General features: G+C 33.4%; 19 protein-coding genes. 10 read left to right on the top strand and 9 right to left on the bottom strand.

Going from position 1 to position 23,390, the window contains the following annotated elements; translation table 11 throughout:
- Window positions 1-270: 270 nt before the first annotated feature.
- Together J2743_RS04655 and J2743_RS04650 are read right to left on the bottom strand one after the other, a co-directional pair.
- Entirely contained in the window at window positions 271-1,386 is a 1,116-nt protein-coding gene (locus J2743_RS04655; RefSeq protein WP_209625559.1) for a pyridoxal phosphate-dependent aminotransferase, read from the bottom strand.
- A 110-nt stretch (window positions 1,387-1,496) separates the two neighbouring features.
- Window positions 1,497-3,059 (bottom strand): radical SAM protein, encoded by a 1,563-nt coding sequence (locus tag J2743_RS04650; protein ID WP_209625406.1) that lies wholly within the window; start codon window positions 3,057-3,059, stop codon window positions 1,497-1,499.
- A gap of 127 nt (window positions 3,060-3,186) precedes the next feature.
- On the opposite strand from J2743_RS04650, the gene J2743_RS04645 reads away from it, so the two are divergent.
- The 5 genes from J2743_RS04645 (at window position 3,187) to J2743_RS04625 (ending at window position 8,835) form a co-directional block, all read left to right on the top strand.
- Window positions 3,187-3,642 carry a phosphopantetheine adenylyltransferase gene (locus J2743_RS04645; RefSeq protein WP_209625405.1) on the top strand — a complete coding sequence of 152 codons (456 nt, stop codon included), beginning with the start codon at window positions 3,187-3,189 and terminating at the stop codon, window positions 3,640-3,642.
- A 97-nt stretch (window positions 3,643-3,739) separates the two neighbouring features.
- Window positions 3,740-4,255 carry an inosine/xanthosine triphosphatase gene (gene yjjX, locus J2743_RS04640; RefSeq protein ID WP_337972156.1) on the top strand — a complete coding sequence of 172 codons (516 nt, stop codon included), beginning with the start codon at window positions 3,740-3,742 and terminating at the stop codon, window positions 4,253-4,255.
- A gap of 13 nt (window positions 4,256-4,268) precedes the next feature.
- Window positions 4,269-5,894 carry a glycosyltransferase family 39 protein gene (locus J2743_RS04635; protein ID WP_209625404.1) on the top strand — a complete coding sequence of 542 codons (1,626 nt, stop codon included), beginning with the start codon at window positions 4,269-4,271 and terminating at the stop codon, window positions 5,892-5,894.
- Between the two features lie 20 nt (window positions 5,895-5,914).
- A complete protein-coding gene (locus J2743_RS04630) occupies window positions 5,915-7,579 on the top strand; it encodes a glycosyltransferase family 39 protein (RefSeq protein WP_209625403.1) in 1,665 nt (554 codons plus the stop codon).
- A gap of 65 nt (window positions 7,580-7,644) precedes the next feature.
- Window positions 7,645-8,835: a glycosyltransferase gene (locus J2743_RS04625; protein ID WP_209625402.1), complete on the top strand. Its 1,191-nt coding sequence runs from the start codon at window positions 7,645-7,647 to the stop codon at window positions 8,833-8,835.
- Here J2743_RS04625 and J2743_RS04620 read toward each other — a convergent pair.
- A complete protein-coding gene (locus J2743_RS04620; RefSeq protein ID WP_209625401.1) occupies window positions 8,822-9,847 on the bottom strand; it encodes a glycosyltransferase family 2 protein in 1,026 nt (341 codons plus the stop codon). The two genes, J2743_RS04625 and J2743_RS04620, sit on opposite strands and share 14 nt — an antisense overlap.
- A gap of 491 nt (window positions 9,848-10,338) precedes the next feature.
- Window positions 10,339-10,998, bottom strand: a complete 660-nt coding sequence (locus tag J2743_RS04615; protein WP_209625400.1) for a glycosyltransferase family 2 protein — start codon at window positions 10,996-10,998, stop codon at window positions 10,339-10,341.
- A gap of 647 nt (window positions 10,999-11,645) precedes the next feature.
- On the opposite strand from J2743_RS04615, the gene J2743_RS04610 reads away from it, so the two are divergent.
- Together J2743_RS04610 and J2743_RS04605 are read left to right on the top strand one after the other, a co-directional pair.
- Window positions 11,646-13,082, top strand: coding sequence for a flippase (locus J2743_RS04610; RefSeq protein ID WP_209625399.1), 1,437 nt, complete (start codon window positions 11,646-11,648; stop codon window positions 13,080-13,082).
- 293 nt (window positions 13,083-13,375) lie between these two features.
- Window positions 13,376-15,112 (top strand): class I SAM-dependent methyltransferase, encoded by a 1,737-nt coding sequence (locus J2743_RS04605; RefSeq protein WP_209625398.1) that lies wholly within the window; start codon window positions 13,376-13,378, stop codon window positions 15,110-15,112.
- 547 nt (window positions 15,113-15,659) lie between these two features.
- Here J2743_RS04605 and J2743_RS04600 read toward each other — a convergent pair.
- Window positions 15,660-16,604: a glycosyltransferase family 2 protein gene (locus tag J2743_RS04600; protein WP_245248049.1), complete on the bottom strand. Its 945-nt coding sequence runs from the start codon at window positions 16,602-16,604 to the stop codon at window positions 15,660-15,662.
- A gap of 125 nt (window positions 16,605-16,729) precedes the next feature.
- A complete protein-coding gene (locus tag J2743_RS04595; RefSeq protein ID WP_209625557.1) occupies window positions 16,730-17,377 on the bottom strand; it encodes an acyltransferase in 648 nt (215 codons plus the stop codon).
- 300 nt (window positions 17,378-17,677) lie between these two features.
- Between J2743_RS04595 and J2743_RS04590 the strand changes: the two genes are divergently transcribed.
- A complete protein-coding gene (locus J2743_RS04590) occupies window positions 17,678-19,909 on the top strand; it encodes an STT3 domain-containing protein (RefSeq protein WP_209625396.1) in 2,232 nt (743 codons plus the stop codon).
- Between the two features lie 29 nt (window positions 19,910-19,938).
- On the opposite strand, the gene J2743_RS04585 is transcribed toward J2743_RS04590, so the two are convergent.
- The 3 genes from J2743_RS04585 to J2743_RS04575 form a co-directional block, all read right to left on the bottom strand.
- Window positions 19,939-20,106 (bottom strand): class III signal peptide-containing protein, encoded by a 168-nt coding sequence (locus J2743_RS04585; protein WP_209625395.1) that lies wholly within the window; start codon window positions 20,104-20,106, stop codon window positions 19,939-19,941.
- A 310-nt stretch (window positions 20,107-20,416) separates the two neighbouring features.
- Entirely contained in the window at window positions 20,417-20,602 is a 186-nt protein-coding gene (locus J2743_RS04580) for a Flp family type IVb pilin (RefSeq protein WP_209625394.1), read from the bottom strand.
- A 139-nt stretch (window positions 20,603-20,741) separates the two neighbouring features.
- Complete coding sequence (locus J2743_RS04575) at window positions 20,742-20,930, bottom strand: class III signal peptide-containing protein (protein ID WP_209625393.1); 189 nt, start codon at window positions 20,928-20,930, stop codon at window positions 20,742-20,744.
- A gap of 213 nt (window positions 20,931-21,143) precedes the next feature.
- On the opposite strand from J2743_RS04575, the gene J2743_RS04570 reads away from it, so the two are divergent.
- A complete protein-coding gene (locus J2743_RS04570) occupies window positions 21,144-21,707 on the top strand; it encodes a hypothetical protein (RefSeq protein ID WP_209625392.1) in 564 nt (187 codons plus the stop codon).
- 313 nt (window positions 21,708-22,020) lie between these two features.
- A complete protein-coding gene (locus J2743_RS04565) occupies window positions 22,021-23,172 on the top strand; it encodes a UDP-N-acetylglucosamine--N-acetylmuramyl-(pentapeptide) pyrophosphoryl-undecaprenol N-acetylglucosamine transferase (RefSeq protein ID WP_209625391.1) in 1,152 nt (383 codons plus the stop codon).
- Window positions 23,173-23,390 lie beyond the last annotated feature (218 nt).

Below are 23,390 nucleotides of genomic sequence, written 5' to 3'. Positions count from 1 at the left end.
GAGTTTATGTAGATATGAAGGAGGCTATATATATCTTTTTCCCTCAATTAACGTGTTAGGAAAGCCTAATTCCTTTAAAAATAATGTTAGATTCATCTAATTCTTCTAGGCTAGTCTAACATTGGAAAAAATAGAAAAATAATTATGGGGTGATTAAAAAGTAGGGAATTAAATGGAAAATGATTATGGGATAATTGGAAAGTTAGGGATTAAAAGAAAAAGTAGTAGGGTGATTTGAAAGTAGGGATTAAAAAATCAATTAGAGTATCATCAGAAATCTAGGGATTCCAAACGATCCATAGCTTCCTTTAGATCTTCGTATGAAGTTGCGTAGGATATACGGAAGTGGCCTTCACCATACTTACCGAAAGAGGTTCCAGGAACCAGCACCACATCCTTTTTAAGAGCTTCCTCTACCAACTTTTCAGGGTTATCTATGGGGGGGAAGACGTAAAATGCTCCCTGCGGTTTTTTGCAATCAATTCCCATACCTCGTAGTCTGCCCACCACCAGATCCCTTCTTCTTTTAAACTCCTCCGCCATTCTCTGTACACCATCTTGGGGTCCCTGAAGGGCTGCCAGGGCAGCTTTTTGGGACAATGAAGTGGCACAGGTAACAGTGTACTGGTGTACTTTCAGGAGTTCTTCCGTTAATTTTAATGGCGCTGATAGGTATCCTATGCGGAAACCAGTCATGGCATAAGTCTTGGAAAACCCATTAATGGTTATAACATTATCAGAGTAACTTGCTGGGCTGTAATGTTTTTTTCCATAGATGATCTTTTCATAGATCTCATCAGAAATCAGGATCAGGTTATGATCATCAGCAATATCAGCCAAACCCTTAACATCTTCCTTTTCCAGTACACCACCAGTAGGATTACCCGGTGAATTCATTATAATGACCTTGGTACGGGGGGTGACCTGTTCCAGCACATCTTCTGGTATCATTCTGAAATCATTCTCATCCTTGAGGTGTGCCCGCACAGATTTACCACCAGATATCTTTACACAGGCATCATAGGCCACAAAACCAGGATCAGGAATGATAACTTCATTTCCTTCTTCTACAAGTGCATTGACACTGGAGTATAATGCTCCACTGGCCCCCACCGTAACTATAACTGATTCCGGGGTGGTGGGGATATGGTTTTCAGTCCGTAATTTATGGGAAATAGCTTCCCGCAGTTCAATGATCCCGGTGTTACCAGTGTAATGGGTGAATCCTTCCTCTAAGGCTTCTTTAACTGCTTCACGTATGTGGGGTGGGGTGTCAAAGTCAGGTTCACCCAGTGCCAGGTTGATGGAGTCCTCTCCCACCATATCGAACATTTTCCGTATTCCGGATAGATCAAGGGACTCTACTCTTTTAGCGGGTTTCATGATAATTACCATAATTTTGGGGTTTTATAATATGATTTTTATTTTGTGAGGGAATCTAACAGTTTAGAATATGATCTATAGTTAATTATCATCTAATAAATAAGGTGATATGATTATGATCTTATTTGCTGACAAGCCCCACACTGGTAACATCCGAAAGTCTCACACCAGGGTGTTGTATCACCATGTAATGCTTTTTCATATTCATTTAAAAGAAATTCATCAGTGACTCCCACATCTATATTTTTCCAGGGAAATTCACTTTCCATAGTCCAGTGTGGGGTTAATTTTTTCCATCTTCCCAGGGAGATTTTTTTCTGGGATGATTCTTCAATAACATCACTTAAGTTAGAGTTTCCCATTGACAAAATGTATTGTATCAGAGATTTATTGGGATTTTCCACCTTGAAGTGTCTGTTTTTTAATTTTTTCTTCAGATATTTGGTCTTGGATTTCACATCCTGGAGGCTGAAATCAGCCCACTGGAATGGTGTGTGTGGTTTTGGTATGAATGGGTTGATGCTTACTCTGACAGAATTAGGATGGGGGGCCATAGCTTCAAGATCCCTTACAAGATTCAACATATCGTTTATGTCGTCATCTGTTTCTGTTGGCAATCCTATCAGGAAATATAGTTTAACATTGAAGCCCATATCAAATGCAGTTTTCATGGTTCTCTGAATATCTTCATCAGTGATGGGTTTATTTACCACTTTTCTCAGTCTCCAAGTTGATTCCGGGGCAATGGTAATGGTTTTAAGCCCACTTTCCTTTAAACTTTCCAGAAGATCCCTGGAAACAGATTCAACACGTAAAGATGGAGTGGTAATTTGGAAATCACGCTGGAGTAGTTCACTGCACAACTCTTCAATTTGAGAGTAATCAGAAACAGCACCACCAATAAGGGCGATCTTGTCAAGTCCAGTGGCTTTCCTACCTTCCTCAGCAGTTCGGATAAGGGTTTTAATATTTGCCTCTCTGCGGGGTCGGTAAAGGCATCCTGCCATGCAAAAACGGCAACCACGGGCACATCCTCGGGAAACCTCCAAAAGGAATGATCTTCCGAAGGCAGGGATAAACTCTTTATCATCTGTTTCTGGATAAACCTGTTTTATGGGACGCCAGGCATCATTCATATCATCCACCTGAACTAATTTCACCTTGTTACCGGGTATGAAAAGCCCTTCAACCTCCAGGAATGCATCAAGCTCCCGACTGGGATTGTCCAGTTCATTCAGTTTATCCAAAAATTTTGGTAGGATGGTTTCACCATCACCCACCAGGAAAAGATCAACAAAGGGGGTCATGGGTAAAGGATTGGAACTAGCACAGGGACCACCGGCTATAACCAGAGGATCATCTGCCTCACGATCATCTTTTCGAACATTTAAACCCCCTTCACGGAGCATTTTCAGAACATGAGGGTAATCCTGTTCATACTGGAGGGAAAAACCCACAACATCAAAATCTTTAAGGGGTGAACCGGTTTCCAGACTCTTACCATAAGGATAAACCACCCTCTCACAGTAAACATCCTCCTGATGGTTTAAAAAATCATAGATGATATGGAAACCCAGTGAAGACATGGCACTCCTGTAAAGATTAGGGTAGCATGATGCAAAACGAAGACCTATCCTGAGTGGATCCTTTACCACCACATTGTGTTCCAAAAGCATAGTTTATTATCTTGCCCACCACATAATCAAGATATCTACAGTCAGAGTACCCAATTATGAATCACTCATCTCACCTTTTACTATAAATTTGAATAATAATTTCAATCAATGTTAAGGATAATCACAAATGACATCTAAACGATATAATAAAGTTGCAGTAGGGGGCACTTTTGATAAATTCCACGAAGGGCATCGTCTTTTAATAGAAACAGCATTTCAAATAGGGGATAAAATATTAATTGGAGTCACTTCTGATGAATTCGGTGGTCTCAAGGGGGAAATCGAGCCCTGTGATGTGAGAATGTCCAATTTGAATTCTCTGCTTAAAAACCGATCCAACTACATTATAGCCCGTTTAGAAGAGCACTATGGCCCCACAGTGGATGATGACTCCATAGATGCCATTGTGGTAAGTTCAGAAACCGAAGCAACCGCCAGAAAAATAAACCAGATACGCCGGGATAAAGGAATGAAACCATTAGATATAATCACCATTAACATGGTACTGGCCCAGGATGGTAAGCCCATATCTTCAACCAGGATACGCAGGGGAGAAATAGATTCACATGGGAAAGTAATTTAAAAAATAATATGAATATATTATATAAGTTTATTAATCATATAGATTTATTTAATCATATGAGTTATTATGAACATCATGGGGGGTTTGGATTAAAGTTGTGGTGGCATCAAAAAACCCGGTGAAGCTGAAGGCCACTCAAAACATTCTCGGGAAGATATATCCCAAAACGGATGTCAAGGCAAAACACGTAGATTCAGGGGTACCTGACCAGCCCATTGGATTGGATATAACCATTCAAGGTGCTATTAATCGGGCGAAAAACGCGTTTTCGGATGAATTTGACCTTTCAGTAGGTATTGAGTCTGGCCTACTGGAGGTACCCCATAGCCTAACTGGATATCTGGACCTGCAGTGGTGTGCTATTTATGATGGTGAAAAGACTACTTTGGGGGTTAGTGCAGGATTTGAATACCCTCCAATGGTGATAAAGAAGGTTTTGGAAGGTATTGAAGTGGGGGATGTTATGGATGAGGTCACTGGTGTTAATAAGTTGGGACAAAAGAAGGGGGCAGTAAGCCATCTTAGTAAAGGACTTTTGGACCGCACTGGTAACACAGAACAGTGTGTTCTGATGGCCATGATACCCAGAATGAATGAAAGGGTTTACTTTTGAATAATTGATTAATATGAAGTTGAATGGTTCATTTTGTAAGAGTAATAATAAATATATATTTATTATAATTCTTATTTTAATCGTGGCATCACTGGCTTATTATCGTGTTTTAATTCAAATAGAAATAGGTTCAGTATGGGATACTTATGCTTTTTTATCCAATGCCATGTACTTTGCAGGACAGGGTTTTGGATACACCGAATTAACACGCCCACCTTTTTTACCATTCTTAACATCCTTACTATTCAGGTTGGGATTTGTTTATGAATCAACTATATACTATTTGGATGCATTTTTTCTAGTATTTGGAGCTGTAGGATTATATTTATTTTTCAGGATGAAATTTGAGCCAATAATAAGTTTTTTTGGTAGTTTACTCTTCTCTACATTTCCAGTAGTTATACTATTTGCAGGAATCGGACTTTCAGATATTCCAAGTGTTGCTCTGAGTATATGGGCATTATACACCACCGTTTTAGCGGTAAAAAGAGATTCAAAGTTTTTTTATTTATCATTCCCCCTGGGAGTGCTGGCATTTTTAACGCGTTATCCTGCAGGATTCATTGTTTTTCCTATGTTATTTTATCTGATTATAAATCGTAAGAGTTTATCCATTAAACCTATGATTGGGGGCATTTTGTTATCTCTTTTACCCGGAATCATGGTTATTCTATTTTTTCATGGACAATTTGGTGATCCATTCTATCCTTTTGAAACGTTTTACAACACAACTCAGAAATCTTGGGCAACCACATATGTATATTACTGTCCAAATCCGCTATACTTCCTGCAAAATATTTTATATTATATGGGGCCTGGAGGGATAACCATTGTATTGTTTTTCATTTTTAGTTTAATATCCTACACAATAACTCAATTTTCCACGCTTCAATCGAAATTTAAGGGAGTTAATAAATATAAAATAACAAAATATATGACATTTACGATGGTATCGCTAATTATTTTACTAATTTTGCTTGTTTTAAGTTTTACCAAAATCAATTATTTTTTAAGTGAAGTCCTGTTTTTCATAGTACTCCTTTTAGTTTACTCTATCTTAAAAGGGGAAAAAATTCAGGATATGGACTTCCATTTTCTTTTTATATCATGGTTCATGGCCTTTTTCATATTTCACAGTATCTACACAGTTAAAGATGACCGTTATTTTGTCACTATGGCACCTGCTTTAAGCTATTTTTTAATACTAGCCTTTAATTACATTGGAAATTTATGGACATTAAAAGAGGATTATCAAAAATTAATATACAGGATGTTGATAATAGTACTGGTGGTTATGATCATATCGTCAGCTGTATTCTCCATACATGAGATACCTGATAATGAATCACAGATGAGATGTATTTCAAACGATGTTCAAGCTGCCAGCCAATGGCTTAAAGATGATGATCATCAATATAATAGTAAGATGATATGTTCAGAGCGATGCCCACAATTAAGTTGGTATCTTAGAACTAATGTCCTGCAAATGCCATTATGTGACACAACAGGATCTTGTGAAACTCAGTTAAACAGAGATAAAATAGATTATTACTTTTCTTTTGAGGAAATGTCTAACTTCACAGAATACCAACAAATAAAACATTTTGGAGTTATAACAATTTACAAAAGACGATCTTAGAACTATTTAGAGGTTTCTTGATGTTAGAAAAATTTGAAAAAAAGCATGCTCAATGGGTGTTTTTAATTCTTTTAATTTTAATAGTTGGTCTGATTGCTTATTGGCGTGTCATCATGCATCTGTATTTGTGGCCGGCCTATGATACCTTTGATTTACTTGCCAATGCTGCACTATTTGCAGGTAAAGGGTATGGATATTCAGATCTCCTCAGACCACCTTTACTCCCCTTTTTAACTTCCATATATTTCATGTTTGATGGGTTAAGTATAGCGCCTATGTTGATCATTGACGGACTTTTATACGTAATAGGATGTATTGGGTTTTATTTATTCTTAAAAGAACGTTTCACGCCATTGATCAGCTTTTTGGGAAGTTTATTATATGCAACATCTCCTCTAATCCTCATATATGCTGCTGTTGGATACAATGACATTCCCAGCGTATCCATCGGAATTTGGGCACTGTATTTAACGTATCTGGGTGTTAAAAGAAACTCTAAATTCTTTTATTTGGCATTTTCCGTGGCAATGCTGGCTGTTTTAACCAAGTATAATATGGCTCTGCTCATATTCCCCATATTTGCTTGTATCTTGATGAATTGGAACAGGATAAAAAAACCTAAAGATATTATGTGGGGAATGGGTTTGAGTTTACTGGTAATAATACCGGTTCTGCTCTTTTTCTATGTAAGGTTGGGTAATCCCATCTATCCTTTCATGAGTTTCTTTACAACATCAGGAGGGTCGAGCACTTCAGTACATTTTGCATATAACCCTGATCAATTGTATTTTGTTAAGAATTCTCCTTATTATCTGGGAAATAGTGCCCTATTAATCATATTTTTCACATTATTCGCTTTATTGTTCCATTTATACAAGAATTTGGATAAAATACGGGTTTTAAGTTGGAGTAAAGTTAGGGGGGATGTGACTAAAACCAGATTATTATTAGCCTTGATTTTCGGACTATTAGCAGTTTTTTTAATCACATTTGGAAAAGTACATTATTTTATTAGCGAAATCCTTTTCTTTGCAATCATATACCTTGTTTATAAGGTCTCTTTTAAATGGGGTTGTGATTGGAGTATGGATCTTCTTTTCTTATCATGGTTTGCAACATTCTTTATATTCCACAGTGTTTATGTCATCAAGGATCACCGTTATTTCATCTTTATGGTGGCACCCCTGGCCTACTTCCTAGCACGGGCAGTAAGTTTTTCCACCGAAAGGTTCAGATTCAATTATAAAAAGAAAAATTTAACATTATACATTTTTTCAGCAATTTTAGTGTTGTCTATGATCACATTTACATTTGCTCAGTTTGAATCCATTAAAACAGCTAACATGGGTAATAAAGTGTTTAATGAAGAAGTGAGTAGTGCGTGTAACTGGTTAATGGACCATGACCCTAATTACAAGTCTAAAGTAATATATGCTGATTTTTGGGCCATGTTTGCATGGCATCTGCAGATGGATGTTGGGAAGATGCCCACATTCCGAAATAATACAACGATACTGTTGGGTGCTAAAGATGCCAATTTCACTGAAGAAGATAGGAAGGCATATGACCGAGAATTAAATAAAACAAATCCTGATTATTATTTCTTCACATGGGGAGAAATAAATTTCACCAACTACAAAGCTATCAAAAGATTTGGAGATGTAACCATCTACCAGAGGAAATAATTTGTTTATTTACTAAAAATATAATATGAAGATTGTGATTGATCGTTTTATAGGGGCAAAAAACCTTGAAAATATGTATTGTAACAACCATGTTCCCTAAATTTTTGGGAGATTATTATGGTTCATTTATATTTGACGAAGTTAAAGCCCTGGCGGATCAGGGGTTTGAAATCCATGTAGTTACTCAACATAACCATGGAATACCTTATGAGGAGATCATGGAAGGTATTCACATTCATAGATTCAGATGGATTGAACCCAAACAATTCAGGGCTCTTGTTCATTTTCATGGTTTAATGGATACTTTTCGAATGGTAACGTATGTTATTTCTTTATTCTTCAATTTAATCAAAATAATACGGAAATACAAAATCCAGATTATCCATGCACATTCTGTTATTCCCACAGGGTTTATGGCATCTATTGTATCCAAAATTATGCATAAACCCCTTTTTATAACTGCACACGGTATGGATATTAACAACTTTGAAAATAGCAGAATTTTTAATTATTTTATATCATATTCTTTAAACTCTAGCTTTAGATCCATAGCTGTCAGTGAAGATTTAGCTAAAAAAATGCGATTAATGGTAAATGATAATAATAAAATTGTGGTTATAAGAAATGCAGTTGATACAGATAGATTTAACCCGACAAAAAATACAATTATCCGTGAAAAATTTAACATCAAAGATGAGGACATTTTACTTTTATTCGTAGGATATTTAGATGAATTTAAGGGGATATTTGAGTTAGTAAATGCGTTTTCCCAGCTCAATGCAGGAAATAAGAATGTTAAACTTATGGTGGTAGGTGTTGGGCCTAAGAAAGAAGATCTGTTAAAGATTTTAACTAAAATGGGCATTGAAAATCAGGTAATATTTACCGGAATGATTGAACATCATAAGATTCACAAGTACTACCAGTCTGCAGACATTTTTGTACTCCCATCTTATACAGAAGGTGGAGGACCACCGTTAGTTGTCATGGAAGCTATGGCTTGTGGTCTACCTATAATTGTTACAAATGTTGGGGGGATGTCAGAAGGTATTGAAGAAGATGTAAATGGATTCATCGTACCTCCTAAGAACGTAAAGGAATTAAATAAGAAATTAAATATTCTAATTGAAAATGAAGATTTAAGAAAAAAGTTTGGAAATAATTCATTTAAAATAATAGGGGAATATTCAACTATTTTAGGGAAAAAAACAGAGAATTTAATAAATTTATATGGAAATCAGATTAAAAATCGTTGATTATTGTAGTAAGACCATCATATATGCCCCTGTAGTAAGCTAAGAATAGTTTAGGATTTTTGTAATAAATACTCAAAGATATAGGAAATATTATTGCCCCAATGGTCTGATAAATAACGAAAAACAGAAAATCAGTTTTTTTTGCCCATTTTTTCATGAACAACCACCTATTTCTAGTTATGTAATATAATCCAACCTTTCCCTTTATCCCACCCCCAGATCTAGATACTTTATGCCAAATTTTCCCCCCCGGCACAAAAAAGCTTTTATAACCAATTTTAGATGCTTTTAATGCCAAATCTATCTCTTCAAAGTATAGAAAAAATCTTTTGTCAAATAGCCCTATTTTGTCAACCACTTCTTTTTTTATAAGAAATGCACATCCACTAACATATTCCACTTCTGTAACATGATCATGTTGTCCCACATCAATTTCGTTGTGACCAGTGTTAAGTCCACGACAGAATTTCCATGAAATTTTGCCCTTTGCAAACCAAATCCGGTTTGGTTCGTCATAATAATAGATTTTTGGGCCTGTGATTCCAATTTTATCATTGTTTTCAGAGATCTTCAACATTTGAACTAAAAATTCTTTATCTACCACTGTATCGTTATTTAGAAGTAAGATATAATCTGGATTCAAATTATTCAGGGCATATCTTATTCCAATATTATTTCCTTCGGCAAATCCTTCATTTTTATTATTTTTAATTAAAAAAAGTGTGGGGGATGAAGATTCAACAATCTTTTTTCTTTGAAAATTATTATCAGGTTCAGTTTCTAAGATTTCTAAGGGCTTATTGTTAGGATCATATCTAAAAAATGTTGATTTGATTTTTATTTTTCCATTACAATATTCTTTAATTTTTTGCACTGATTCGTCATTAGAATCATTATCTACAACAATAACATTATAGTTTGGATGATTGTTTTGGAAGACAGATTCTAAACATTCGATTGTATCTTGCCAACCATTCCAGTTTAAAATTATAATACTCAGCTTTAAATTCATCTGCACGTCCTTATTTAATTTTAGTTTTATGTGTAAATTCGTATTTTTATGGGTTTGATTTAGATTTTTGGATAATTTAATTCATATGTTGAATATTATAGGTATCTATCAATATTTTAGTTCCAGGGATGATGGAGTTTAATATTATTAATAAGATTAAAAAAAGGTTTACTATTTATTCCGTTTTTCTCATCAATCTAATAAATTTTCTATAATTAATTAAACAAGTTAAAATTATATAACTTATTATCAAGTTTAAGAATACAAAGCTGAATACTATCTTTTGATCAAGTGTCCCGTATTCTTTAACTGTTAAAGTAATATTTTTGATACCTAACCTTTGAAAATACAATAATTTTGAGTCTTCTTTCTTAATACTCTTCCCAATTTTGTGGTATATGATGGATTTAGGAACATATATGGCTTTCCATGAGTTTATATTAGCTCTCCAAGATAATTCAGCGTCTTCATATAAAGTAACCAAATCTTCTTTAAATAGGCCAAGATTCTAGCATTTCGCGTTTGTAAAGACAAGCAGCTCCTTTAGCACCGATTACTTCAGTTTTAGCATCGTATTGGTTTTTATCAACTTTTTCAGAACCTCTATCAACGATTCTTCCCCACCTAAATATATGGCCCGCAGAATCAATTATGTTGGGATTATTGGCGTTTAATATTTTGGGTGCAAATATTCCCACAGTTTCATGCTTTTTCACAGCCATAATTAATTCTTTTAAGAACTCTTTATTAACAATAGTATCGTTATTCAACAATAAGATGTAATCTGGGTTAAAAACTTTTAATGCAATTTTCATTCCTATATTGTTTCCTTTAGCGTATCCATAATTTTCGGAATTTTTGAAAATAATTAAATTTGTATTCTTTTCTTTTTCTACATCCAGATTAATGGAATTAAAATCTTTTTCTTCATATACTGACAGTTTAGTATCAAGACAATTGATCCTTGAGGTGTGATTAGTTCTATTTGAGCAGTATTTTTTTATTCTATTGACTGAATCATCTTTAGAATCATTATCTACAACAATAACGTTATAGTTGGGATAATCGTTTTGGAAAACAGATTCTAAACATTCGATTGTATCTTGCCAACCATTCCAGTTCAGAATTATAATAGTAACATTTGGGTTCATAGTTACCAACTTCACTTACAATATGATAATTTATAATAATTAGAGTTTTCTTATTTGGAAATGATTTTATTTCACTTTATGTATTCATAGGAATATTTGGTAATGGTTTTTAAAAATGCATTATTATATACGATTTATAACAATATTTGAGTCTTTAAACAGATTAATTTAAATATAAATACTTACATATTTTTGTTTGTTAAGGAGAATGAATCATCATTCAAATATCTGTAAAAAAACCTAATTGTGGTCTGTTAAAGAAAATATTTAAGATTATCGGTTCTCACACCAGTTAGTTGTGAGTTTGCGGAACATAGTTCAACAAATTCTACAAAACATAAACAATATATTTTCTAAAGGTATTGAACATATTTATCTGATGATTTTATCAAGTAGGATTACATCTATTGGAATTTTGTCAAGATTTAAAGTTGATACATACCTTAAACAGATCCAAAAACCACTAAAAAGATTTATAGAAAGCTATTGGGTATTTAAATTATTCGGTGCAAAGAATAGAATACAGAACACGAAAATTTGTCTTTCAAAATGTAACAATTAACAATTCTAAAATTATATTATTAAAAACTTTATTTAGGTTACATCAAATAATTTTTTTATTTCTTATTGATTAATAAAGGGAAAAAATGAATACAGTCCAGAGAATAGCAAAAAATGTTGGGATGTCTGGAATATCACAAGTTTTCACTTCATTATTAGTATTTGTATTTTTGATTTATATTGCAAGATACTTTGGAGAAGCTGGTTTTGGTGTATTCAGCTTTGCACTCTCATTTTCAGCATTATTTGTTGTTTTTGCAGATATTGGAATCAGTCAATTTGTGATAAGAGAGATTGCAAGGGATAAAAAACTTACAAATGAATATATCACAAACATTTCAATAATAAAAGTTTTATTATCTTTTTTAACTTTTGCTCTGATTATATTATTCATTAATTTAATGCATTATCCTCCGAATGTAGTATATTTGGTCTATATTTTTGGTATTTATGCTATTTTAACATCTTTTAGCCTATTCTTCATGTCTATATTTCAAGCTTTTGAGAAAATGGAGTATGTAGCATTTTTAACAATTATTGAAAAGATCATAATCGTTTTATTTGGATTTTTGGTTATTTTTTGGGGTTATGGGTTAGATGGATTGGCATATGTTTATGTGTTGGCTGGTGCAATCAATGTTATAATTAGTTTTTCATTAGTTTTGATGAAACTTTCAAAACCACTACCCAGTGTAAATTTCTTGTTATGGAAGACAATCACTATAAAATCCATACCATTCGGTCTAAACACGGTTGCAAGTGTTCTTTTTTTTAAGATAGATACAGTTTTACTTTCTTTCATGAAGGATGCTACTGTTGTTGGAATTTATAATGCTGCCTATAATCCTTTACTTTCATTTGGAACTATCATATCAACTATGGTTGTATCTGCAATTTATCCTGTGATGTCCAGATATTTTATATCTTCTAGGGATTCTTTAGAAACTTTTACAATTTTAATCTCTAAATATATGATAATAATAGGATTTCCAGTAGCTATGGGATGTTTTGTACTTGCAAATCAGTTTATTGAATTATTTTATGGAGGTAGTTATACAAATTCAGTAATTGCATTTCAAATCTTAGCGATTTTTATCCCAATTAGGCTTGTGAGTAGCATAACAGGAACACTTTTGACTTCAATCAATAAACAAGGTATTCGTACTTTTGGTGTTACTCTGGCAGCACTTTTCAACATTTTTCTAAACATCGCTTTGATTCCTTCATTAAGTTATGTTGGCGCAAGCATTGTAACAGTGTTATCAGAAATCTTTTTATATTTTCTTTACATCATTTTCATTAGTAACTACTTCAAAAAACTTAGATTATACAATCTTTTTATAAAACCATTAATAGCTTCATTAATAATGGGTATCCTTGTGTTTTATTTTAGAGAAATCAATTTGTTTCTTGTAATACTCTTCGCAGTTTTATCTTATTTTATTGTTTTGATGGTCTTAAGGACCTTTACTAAAGAAGATAGATTCATTTTTAAACAGATTCTAGGGAAGTTTATCAATTAAAGATTATTTTAACAAGTAGATGATTTTGTTTCTTTAAATAATTTCTCATTATTTTGGTCAAATAAAAACTCTTTTTAGATATTGCATGATGGGATTATTTATATAATACTGGTCTAATATACCAAAGTTAGGGAATTTTTGGTATCTTATGGAGAAGTATGGATATCTAAATCACTTTAAACTTATGGAGCCAAATCTTTTCACTCCTTCCTTATCAAACGTCGCGCGGTGCTTTGATAACGGGATTACCTCTAACTTTATAGCGGGCAAATTTCTTAATTAGGGGACATGAAATGAGTAAAAATCATATTAATGAGAAAATTAGCTTGTCAGATTTTCAATTAGATGCCATAAGTAACGTTTTTTATCATGAAAAATCTCACACGATTGATTACTCTGATGGAGTCCAAAATGAGGTTTACGTTTTAAACGCCATAAAAAACTCTGGAGATATTAGTAATCATTCATCTGAACTTATAAAGTGGGTAAAAGATTGGCCTTCTTATTACCATTTAGGCACTGGTAGATCAAACATTTTTAATGTGTTGGATTTGTCCAAAAATGCTAAAGTGTTGGAGTTAGGATGTGGTTGTGGAGCCATTACACGATATCTTGGAGAAACATTTGAAAAAGTAGATGCTGTTGATGGAAGCCCATTTAGAGCACGAATCACACGTGAAAGATGCAAAGATTTGGATAATGTAAATGTGTATTGTTCTAATTTCAGTAACATTAAATTTAGTGCATCTTATGATATTGTAACAGCCATAGGTGTTTTAGAATATGCTCCAATATATTATGATAAAAAACTTGCTCCTAGAGATTCATGTATGTATTTGTTGAAACAATTAAAATCTGCTCTGAAAACATCCGGGCTTTTAATAGTAGGTATAGAAAATAAAATAGGACTTAAATATTGGAGTGGGAGTCCAGAAGATCATACCGAAAAAGTGTTTGATAGTATCCAGGATTATCCTGATGAAGGTCCAATAACATTTAGTAAAAGAGAAATTGAGTCTCTCTTAAAAGATGCAGGGTTTTCCAACATTTCATTTTTATATTGTTTTCCGGATTATAAATTTGCTAACACCATAATAAGCGATAGAGGTGATGAAAGAGATTATTATCTTCATAACTGGATAGAGGTACCATTTAAATCTCAAAGTATCCCAAGGAACTATAACTTTCATGAGGGTCTGGCAATTAAAACATTATCTGAAGCAGGATTATTAAAAGAATTTGCTAACTCTTTTTTGATTATTGCGAGTAAGGATAACTCTAAAACATTATCTCAGGAATGGATTATTAAAAAAATTTCTGTTAATCGGAAAGATGAATTTAAATGTATAACCACTTTAAATATAGATCCAATGATTGTTGAGAAAAAAAGGATGATGGGGACTGATAAAGATATCATTTTAGAAACTAATGGAATTAAACTAAAGCATAAAGTCGGCACTAGAAAGTGGGAAAAAGGAAATTTAATGATTTTCAATGTTTATAAATCTCTATTTAAAGATAATTGGAAAAAAGAAATATTAGATATATTGAAATTATATTACAATGAATTAACGATTAATTATTCGGAAATGGTTGATGATGAAGGTTATCCGCTTTTAAAGGAAACTGATATTGATTACACGATTGGTAATTTAATTGAATCGCATGATAATGATTTAATTTTCATCGACAATGAATTTGAAGTTGATCATATTCCCGCAGATTATGTTTTTTATAGGTGCATTAAGTTCAATATAGTAGAGTGTAATGATTATTTTTTAAGAAAAAAAATCGTTAATACTGACAAATTTATAATAGAATTGATTAAATACTTTTTCCCAAAATACAATAAAAAAAGACATAATAGAAATAAAAATTTAGAAGAATCTTTTCAGAGATTGATAGATGTGGGATACCCTCCAATCTCTTTTGATGGTTTTTTATTGTCTTTAATGCAGAAAAGTGTGCAGATATTACCAGAAAATGTTAGAGAATATTTAAAAACCATTTATTTGAGATTAATAGAATAATTTTAGTCCCTTACTTTTAAATGATTTTGCTTTTAGTTTGCTGTGTTTAGATGACTATTTGTTGTATGTTATTATTTCTAAATAATACATTTGATTAACCTCAAAGATGTTGGCACTTGCCTGATCTAGTATTACTAAAAAACAAAAAATTCACCAGTAAATTTGGCTTCAGTTAACAAATGACAACAAAATTGATCTCAATCAAAACTCTCGGAAAGAGGAGTTAAGAGTTCGAATAGTTAAAAACCCTTATAATTACATAATGACCATATTTGATAAATTCCGATCTTATTATGTCAAATTGAACACTGAAACATACAGAAAAACTTAAGAGTGAATAGTATTCTTACTATCATAATACTCAACCTCAATTCTATAGAATTCATCTGGAAAGATATTAAGAATATATTTATCCTTATTGTTCACAGAAAACACAAGAACAACTAAGAGATATCATTGAAAAATATTTCAGAGAACTTAAAATCACCAAATTTGTCAACGAATTGATTAAAAAATTCTACAAAAAGAAAGTAAGTTCTATACTAATTCATTGTGAGTCTTTTTTATTGAATTTTTTTCTTAATAACTTATTTTCCTTCTGGATCACGTAAATTTCACGTTTTAAGAGACTGATCTGGGTGGCAACAAATCCAAACATGAGGATCTGTATCCCTGAAATTATCAGTAAAACCATAACAAACATTAGAGGTCTGGTTGGATCTAGGGTTCCAATCAAATATTCGTAGAATAAGTATATGGCGATGATGATCCCTATAAGGCACAGAATGAGGCCAATCACTCCAAATAGCATCATTGGTCTTTCATGGAAAGTGAATAATAGGTGTGATGTTGTGGTGGATCTGAATTGAACCTTTGATTCTCCTAATTTTCTCCCTTTAAGTTTTACAGGAATTTCTTTAACTTCAAAACCGATGGCTATTGCTTTTGAAAGAATTTCCGGATTGATTTCAGTCCCGCTAGATTCAATCTCTATGGAATCAATAACTTCTTTTCTGTAAGCACGTAGTATCCCGGTTACTGTACTTATCTTTTCGTCCAGAGCACATCCCACTATTTTATTGGCCATCTTACTTACAAAGAGGCGGATAAACGGGATATCTTCAGTTTCCCCTCCATCCATGTACTGAGATCCGATGACAATGTCTAAGTGATTTTCACGTAGTTCATGGATGAGTTCGGTGATATATTTGGGGTCGTAACTTAAATCAGCATCCAACGTGATGATCACATCACCTTCTGCCTTTTCAAACCCTGTTCGGAGGGCTCTTCCCATTCCCATATTAACGGGATGGTTTAAAACTTCTAATTCTGGATTTTCTTTGGCGAATTCTTCCAGTAATTGTAAAGTCTGATCACCACTTCCATCATTTACTGCCAGGATCTGATAACTATCATAGGTTTTTAAGACCTTTTTAACTTCCTCAAGTGTGATGAGGACATTATCTTCCTCATTGTACATGGGTATGATCAAAGATACTTCCATGATTAGAATTAGGAGATAAGAAGGATATAAGTTTTTACAAAAAGAGGATAATATATCAAAAAGATGGATCCTGAAAAAAGAGAAATCTAGGAATAAATTAAAAATTAACGAACTTAGATATCATTTAAAGTCTTAAAGTGTGGGGGTAATGGTTTCATTTTGGCTGGTGCCCCTATTGCCAAGTAGTATGGAGGTATGTCCCGGGTGACTATGGCTCCTGCAGCAACCATGGCTCCTTCTCCCACTTCAATACCGGAGAGAAATGTCGAATTTGCCCCAATGGATGCTCCTTTGTTTATAACTGGTCCTTTAAGTTTATAATCAGTTCTTAAGGGGTATCGATCATTGGTGAAGCAGGCGCATGGCCCAATAAATACCATGTCTTCAATATAACTATTTTTAGGGATGTAAACATTTGATTGTATACTGATTTTACTCCCAATGTCGGCATGTCCTTCAATAACACTATTGGTCCCTATGAGTACTTTATCGCCTATTTTGGTCTTTTCTCGGACTAATACTCCGTGCCCAGTTTGGAAATCGTTGCCGATCTCCACATCGTTGTAGATGACTGTGTTGGAACGCAAAAGAGCGTTTTTACCAATTTGTGGAGGTTTTGATCTGAACTTGTAACTGACTCCTAAAGTGACATTTTCATGAACTTTAGGTTTGTTAATATCTTCTTCAGTCTCCACTCCAAAAAAGCGACTCCTGAAATTGGTTTTCTCGCTGGAACCCCATGGATTTTTGAATAACGACATTATAACCTCAGATCTTTTTTTATCCATCCCACTTTTTTTTGCTTAGATTAGTGACATAATATTTCTGTATGCTACCTAATCTATTTTACCATTATATTTGATCTTCATTGTTTATAATAAATAATTGTATACAACCAAATATTTTTAGTTTAGTTAAAAAAGGAGTATTATGCTGTATTGGGGCAAATGGATGGTGTTGAGTCACATAACTTATTTATCCAATCTCTTAACAGATTAAAAACAATATTCATAAATAAGAGATTTATCAAACTTAATCTAATATTATTACAGGGGGTTCAAATGAATAGACAATTATTAGTTCAGATATGCATTATTTTATTGATATTTTCAGTTGGTGTTTTCCTGAGATTGGGCACCGTTAATGTGGAAGGAACTTATGATTTTGAAACCCCTTTTTATCAGGATGAAAACGGCATTCCCTATATGTCTGAGCTGGACTCATATTACAACTACCGTTTAACTGAAAACCTATTGGATCATGGATACATGGGTGATGCCATAATTAATGGTGTACAATGGGATTTGCATTCTTATTATCCTCCTGGAGTCCCCCTTGATTATCCTCCGCTCATAACCTATTTAACCGCATTTATCTATAAATTTGTGAACTTATTTGCAGATGTACCCTTAATTGTGGTTTGTTTCTGGTTACCTGCATTTGTAGCGCCACTGGCTGGAGTTGTGGCCTACTTATTTGTGGGTCGATTCACCAACCAGTATGGGGCAGTGGCTGCGGGTGTCTTGGCAGTTATCACTTCCTTTTATTTTGCTCGCACAGTCCCGGGGTGGTTTGATACTGACATGTTTAACCTGATCTTTCCATTGTTAGTGGTCTGGTTTTTATTTGAAGCATACGATAACATTAATAAATCTACCCAAAAAGTGATATTATTCTCATTTTTGTCAGGATTTTCCATGTTTTTGTTTGCACTTGCCTGGAATGGGTGGCAGTATCTGTTCTACATAATCATCGTATTCTGGTTAATTCAGATTATCTGGAACATTGTTAAAGGTAAAATAGTTAAAAATCATCTATATGGGTTTTCAGTTTTCATAGTTACCACTTTAGTTTTAGTAGTGATTTTTACTGGATTCATTAATATTATAAAATTAACATATTCTCCTTTACAGTTAATTGATTTATCTAGTGGAACATGGTCTGATTGGCCTAATGTTTACACCTCGGTTTCTGAACTAGGTAAACCTTCCCTTAAAGACCTTTTTTCATATTTTGCTGATTTGATCCTTGGTGGATTGTTTGGGATTTTGTGGATATGTAGAATAATGTTAAATGATTCATTACACCAGAAATTCCTAGACAGAATGAACTGGTTATCATTTTCTTTTTTAGTTTTATGGATCATTGCTGGTTTTGCTACTTTAACCCAAGGTGTCAGATTCATCATGATCTTGATCCCCCCACTTGTGATCAGTACGGGGATAATGGTAGGTATTGTTATTGAATATTTAAGTCTGCTTAAAAACAGCAAAAGAACTGATATTTTCCGAAGAAAACCTGTTTTTATTAAAATCTCTTCTATTTTAATCCTTTTGGTGTTATTACTTCCAGGAATCATTAATGTGGAGAGTGATGTTTTTCTGGCTCCAGGGATTGATGATGATGTCTGGGCAGCTTCAATTTGGATAAAAAACAACACAGCCAATAACACCGTTATTATAAGTACGTGGAGCAATGGCCATGTATACACAGCTATTGCAGATCGTCCTGTTAGTGAAGATGGTAGAATGGGTTATATTGAAACGTTATCTGTGAGAAATTACGATGATTTGTATCCATTTAAGAGTAAATCTCCCAGCACGGCCAGGGATTACTGGATCTGTAAAGCCTTTTCAACGGATAATGAGAGTCTTTCTGTTGGTATTATGCGAATGCTGTCTACCAGCGGGGATGAGGGTTACATTAAGCTGGATACTTATATCAAAAATACCACTAAAACTGTGGAGACATTGAACAATATTTTAGGTCTCAATAGAACCACTTCTAGGGAAATCCTTATAAATAAATACAACTTAGAATCAGAACAGGCTGATGAGGTTTTAAAATACACTCATCCTGAAAATCCATCACCAATGGTTTTAGTCACTACCGATACAATGATAGGTCCTGGGCGCTGGACACTCACCTTTGGTGAATGGAACTTCCAAAAAAGACAATCAAATAATTATACATACTCTGTTGGAACTGTAGATATGATGGATGGTTATCTAAATTCCACCAACGATGTGGTAATGAATTTGGAAACTGGAAACATCACATGGAAAAACGAAAAACCATACTGTGCGGTTTTTGTTGATAATGGAACTTCAGAAAAGTGTTATATAGATGATAGTAGTGATTTTTGTATATTCATAATTGATAATAATCAGGCAGTAATAATTGATAGAAAATTTGAAAATTCGACATTTGCCAAGTTAGTTCTTGAAAAAACCAACTCAACAGTGTTCAAACCATTATATGCAAACAAAGGTGCGATTGTTTGGGGAATCTAAGTTTAAAATTTTCTAAAAATGAAACACAGTTACATTCGGTTAATGGTGCTGTCTCTGGCAGTATCTACTATTCCAGTAATGTTTCCAGCTATAGAATCAGTAATATCGTATATGAAGGTACCTGCGACAATCACTATTACTAAAATGGCACCAATCAATAATATCATTTCTGCGCTAAGTTGAGCTTTTTCATCCATTTTATCCACCTTAAAACATTTGGGCCTGTTATTTAAGTATAATTATTCATCAAGCATGCTTTATCATTAATAATTATTATATTGAAGTGTCCTGTATAAATCATTTATTATTTCAGATATTTTGAAATATTAAAAAAATCTTTTTGGTTAATCACTGAAGTTAATTCATACGAATTGTAATCTCTAAAACGAGTTGAATAATGGATTTCTAAATTAATTTATTGAAAAAATTCTTAAAAATAGGTTTTATTTGAAAAAAAGAAAACTTACAACCAATAAATATTATGGGGATTTATTGGTTGTTATCGTTTTAATAATTTGATTTATTTGCGACACTTTCCCTAACGCTTGAAACATCTTCAGCGCTGTTGAAATCGGTGTTCTGGAAGTATGCTTGGTAGATCAGTAGTGCAGCTATTGCAATCACGATTACACCACCAAACAATAGAATATATTCAGCTGCGCCTTGTCCATTTTCGTCTTTTAAGAAACTCATAGGTTTTCCTCCATCATTTTTTTATTATTTAACAAACTTAATTCTATTTATGTTTTTGTAATGCATATAAGTTTTTTGAAATTGATGTAAGTTTTTAAATTTTATATCTTTTCTTATTAGTAGTATTTTTAGGGAGTGTTTAACCCGTACTTTTGTTTTGCACACTTTCTCGAACAGCACTTATGTCTTGTTCGGAGTTTAGTGCTAGTGCTTGGTTGATATATGATTGGTAGATCAGTAGTGCAGCTATTGCAATCACGATCACGCCACCGAATAATAGGATATATTCAGCTGCGCCTTGTCCTTTTTCATCGTTAACAAAATTCATAACATTCCCCCGATTCTCTCCAACATTATTATGATTGATATTATTATAATAATAATATTACTGTATCAACTAATATATATAATTGTTGTTTGTAGACAAAATTGTCATTACATCGTATATCTATAATATCTAATTTATAGTTTCACACACAAATATCTTTAATACACCCTTTTGTGCATATTATCACATAACAATTAAAGGATGGTTGTGACCATGCCCAAAAACTACAATTTAAAAAAATTGATCGTAGAAGTACTGGAAGGTAATGAATTATCCAAAAAAGATATTCTCGATGTTATCAGATCCAGATCAGGAATAGCAACATCTGACAAAACCTTCAATGAATCTTTAATGACATTGTTACGTGAAGGAGAGATCTATATTGTAGATTATGATTTTAGTATCTATGATGGGGTTAAAAGGATTCAATCCATAAGACCAGAGGGTATTGTGTTCGGTATTTCCAGAATGGACTTTGTGGAAATAGAAACCATCTTAAAACAGATGGAAAGTGACGATCCAGAAGAGGTCTATCGGGCTTCCAAGAATCTTAAAAGAATTTTCCGCAGAAAAATTGATGAAATCCAAAAAGATGAAAACACCGGCTTTGAAAGTGGTACAGACTCCCTTTTTAATCAGACTATTTTCTACTTAAATTCCCTGGGTGAAGAACCCAAAAGAAGTCTCAGGAATAAATTAGCATGGAGTTTAAGTGGCAACCAGGGTTCCCTTGAAATGTTTAGAAGTATTGCTTCATTTATTGAGTCCCAGGACTAAAACATCACGGGAATAATACAATATCATTATTTTAAATGTATAATCTTATACTTCCAATTAAATAATTAGGGCATCGATAGGTACAGTTTATATTTCTTGTTTTTTGGATTTTTATAGTGATATTTTAAACATATTTAATTCTAATAAATTTTAAAACACAATTGATTCTAAAAATTTATCTAGTTTACATGGCAATAGTTAACGGGTATATTGTATAAAACAAGGGAATATTCCTTTAAAATTTCATTAAAAAAAATAGACAATAATAGTTTCTTGATTAAAAAAATAGAGTGTTGAGGTAGAAGTGGCTTAAATGAGAGTGTTAATAATTCCTTGCGGTATTGGGATGGGTCACACATCCCGTTCACTAGCTCTGGCTCAAAAATTTCACCAAAACGGGGATGAAGTCCTTTTTGCAAGTTATGGGTCTGGTTACGAGATGTTGAATGAGTACAGCACATTTGATGTTGTTAAACTGCCCAACATCAAATTTTATGGGAGTTCTGGTGAATTAAACCTGAAATACACAGCTAAAAAGTCCATAGATGCACCTTACATTTTTTTAAAAAGCATATACCATGAATCCCGCATAATCAAGGAATTCAAACCAGACGTAGTTGTTTCTGACTCCCATTACTCTGTACCCATCACCTGCAAAGTATTGGGAATACCCTGCGTACTGATCAGCAATGACATTTCCCCGGATATTAAAGATGCTTACCCAAATGACAAGACCATGGAGTACCTGGAGAATGGTTTGCAACGTTTCATAAAAGATGTTTCTCGATTGTGCCAGTCCATTATCATCCCGGATATCAAGAATTCCTGGGATATTCCACCACAAATTCGTGATAAAGTTCATTATACAGGGCCTATCCTAAAAATGGATACCAAGAAGATGGATAGTAAAGAAAAGCTCCGCAAAAGATTTGGATTTGGAAAGTCAGAAAAAATCGTAATGGTCACAGTAGGGGGATCAGAATTTGGAAACAAACTTTTAAATCTGGTATGCCAATCAGCACCAGATCTGGAATGTGATAGGTTAATTCTGGTCACCGGACCCCAAATAGAATTAGATCAAGAAATATCTTCTTCCAATATTATTTTTAAGAGCTACCTGGAAGATATTATGGAATGGATGAAACTTTCAGATCTGGTGGTAAGCCTAGCTGGACATACCACCTCCATGGAAATCGCATCATTAGGCATTCCCAGTATAATGGTTCCAATCCAAAACCATCCTGAACAACTAAAAAATGCCATGAAAATGAAAAATTATGGAATAGCCCATGTTGAGAACATGGAGAATATAAGTTCTAGCCGATTGGTTGATGGTATAAATCATCTACTGAAAAATGAAGATTTAAAGGAAGGAACATTAAAAACACAGAAAATGTTTTCCCAGTACAATGGTACACAAAATGCCGTCAAAATCATACATGACTGCATGTATACAAATGAATAATCTTGATTGAGATTGAATTACTAGGAATTATAATTCAAAGGTTGATAGTCTAAATCAAGGGGATAAGTCAACATAGGAAGACATATCAGGTGCAGTGATTAGCAATAACTATAAAAAATTATCATACAAATCCTTACAATAGAAATCCTGAAAATAGGTTGATATTACCCTAAATTTTTCGAAAAATACCAGGTTTTGGAATGATTATCCGGAAAATA

This window comes from Methanobacterium petrolearium (assembly GCF_017873625.1).
Classification (GTDB): Archaea; Methanobacteriota; Methanobacteria; order Methanobacteriales; family Methanobacteriaceae; genus Methanobacterium; species Methanobacterium petrolearium.
Note: the sequence above shows the minus strand (reverse complement) of the source record. Positions and strands in the feature narration are given on the sequence as shown.

What these genes read in the sequence shown, in the direction of transcription:
- J2743_RS04585 (WP_209625395.1), bottom strand. Translation starts at nt 20,106, where the DNA reads ATGGATGAAAAAGCTCAACTTAGCGCAGAAATGATATTATTGATTGGT.
- J2743_RS04630 (WP_209625403.1), top strand. Translation starts at nt 5,915, where the DNA reads ATGTTAGAAAAATTTGAAAAAAAGCATGCTCAATGGGTGTTTTTAATT.
- J2743_RS04580 (WP_209625394.1), bottom strand. Translation starts at nt 20,602, where the DNA reads ATGAGTTTCTTAAAAGACGAAAATGGACAAGGCGCAGCTGAATATATT.
- J2743_RS04575 (WP_209625393.1), bottom strand. Translation starts at nt 20,930, where the DNA reads ATGAATTTTGTTAACGATGAAAAAGGACAAGGCGCAGCTGAATATATC.
- J2743_RS04590 (WP_209625396.1), top strand. Translation starts at nt 17,678, where the DNA reads ATGAATAGACAATTATTAGTTCAGATATGCATTATTTTATTGATATTT.
- J2743_RS04635 (WP_209625404.1), top strand. Translation starts at nt 4,269, where the DNA reads ATGAAGTTGAATGGTTCATTTTGTAAGAGTAATAATAAATATATATTT.
- J2743_RS04605 (WP_209625398.1), top strand. Translation starts at nt 13,376, where the DNA reads ATGAGTAAAAATCATATTAATGAGAAAATTAGCTTGTCAGATTTTCAA.
- J2743_RS04650 (WP_209625406.1), bottom strand. Translation starts at nt 3,059, where the DNA reads ATGCTTTTGGAACACAATGTGGTGGTAAAGGATCCACTCAGGATAGGT.
- J2743_RS04645 (WP_209625405.1), top strand. Translation starts at nt 3,187, where the DNA reads ATGACATCTAAACGATATAATAAAGTTGCAGTAGGGGGCACTTTTGAT.
- J2743_RS04595 (WP_209625557.1), bottom strand. Translation starts at nt 17,377, where the DNA reads ATGTCGTTATTCAAAAATCCATGGGGTTCCAGCGAGAAAACCAATTTC.
- J2743_RS04610 (WP_209625399.1), top strand. Translation starts at nt 11,646, where the DNA reads ATGAATACAGTCCAGAGAATAGCAAAAAATGTTGGGATGTCTGGAATA.
- J2743_RS04570 (WP_209625392.1), top strand. Translation starts at nt 21,144, where the DNA reads ATGCCCAAAAACTACAATTTAAAAAAATTGATCGTAGAAGTACTGGAA.
- J2743_RS04620 (WP_209625401.1), bottom strand. Translation starts at nt 9,847, where the DNA reads ATGAATTTAAAGCTGAGTATTATAATTTTAAACTGGAATGGTTGGCAA.
- J2743_RS04615 (WP_209625400.1), bottom strand. Translation starts at nt 10,998, where the DNA reads ATGAACCCAAATGTTACTATTATAATTCTGAACTGGAATGGTTGGCAA.
- J2743_RS04565 (WP_209625391.1), top strand. Translation starts at nt 22,021, where the DNA reads ATGAGAGTGTTAATAATTCCTTGCGGTATTGGGATGGGTCACACATCC.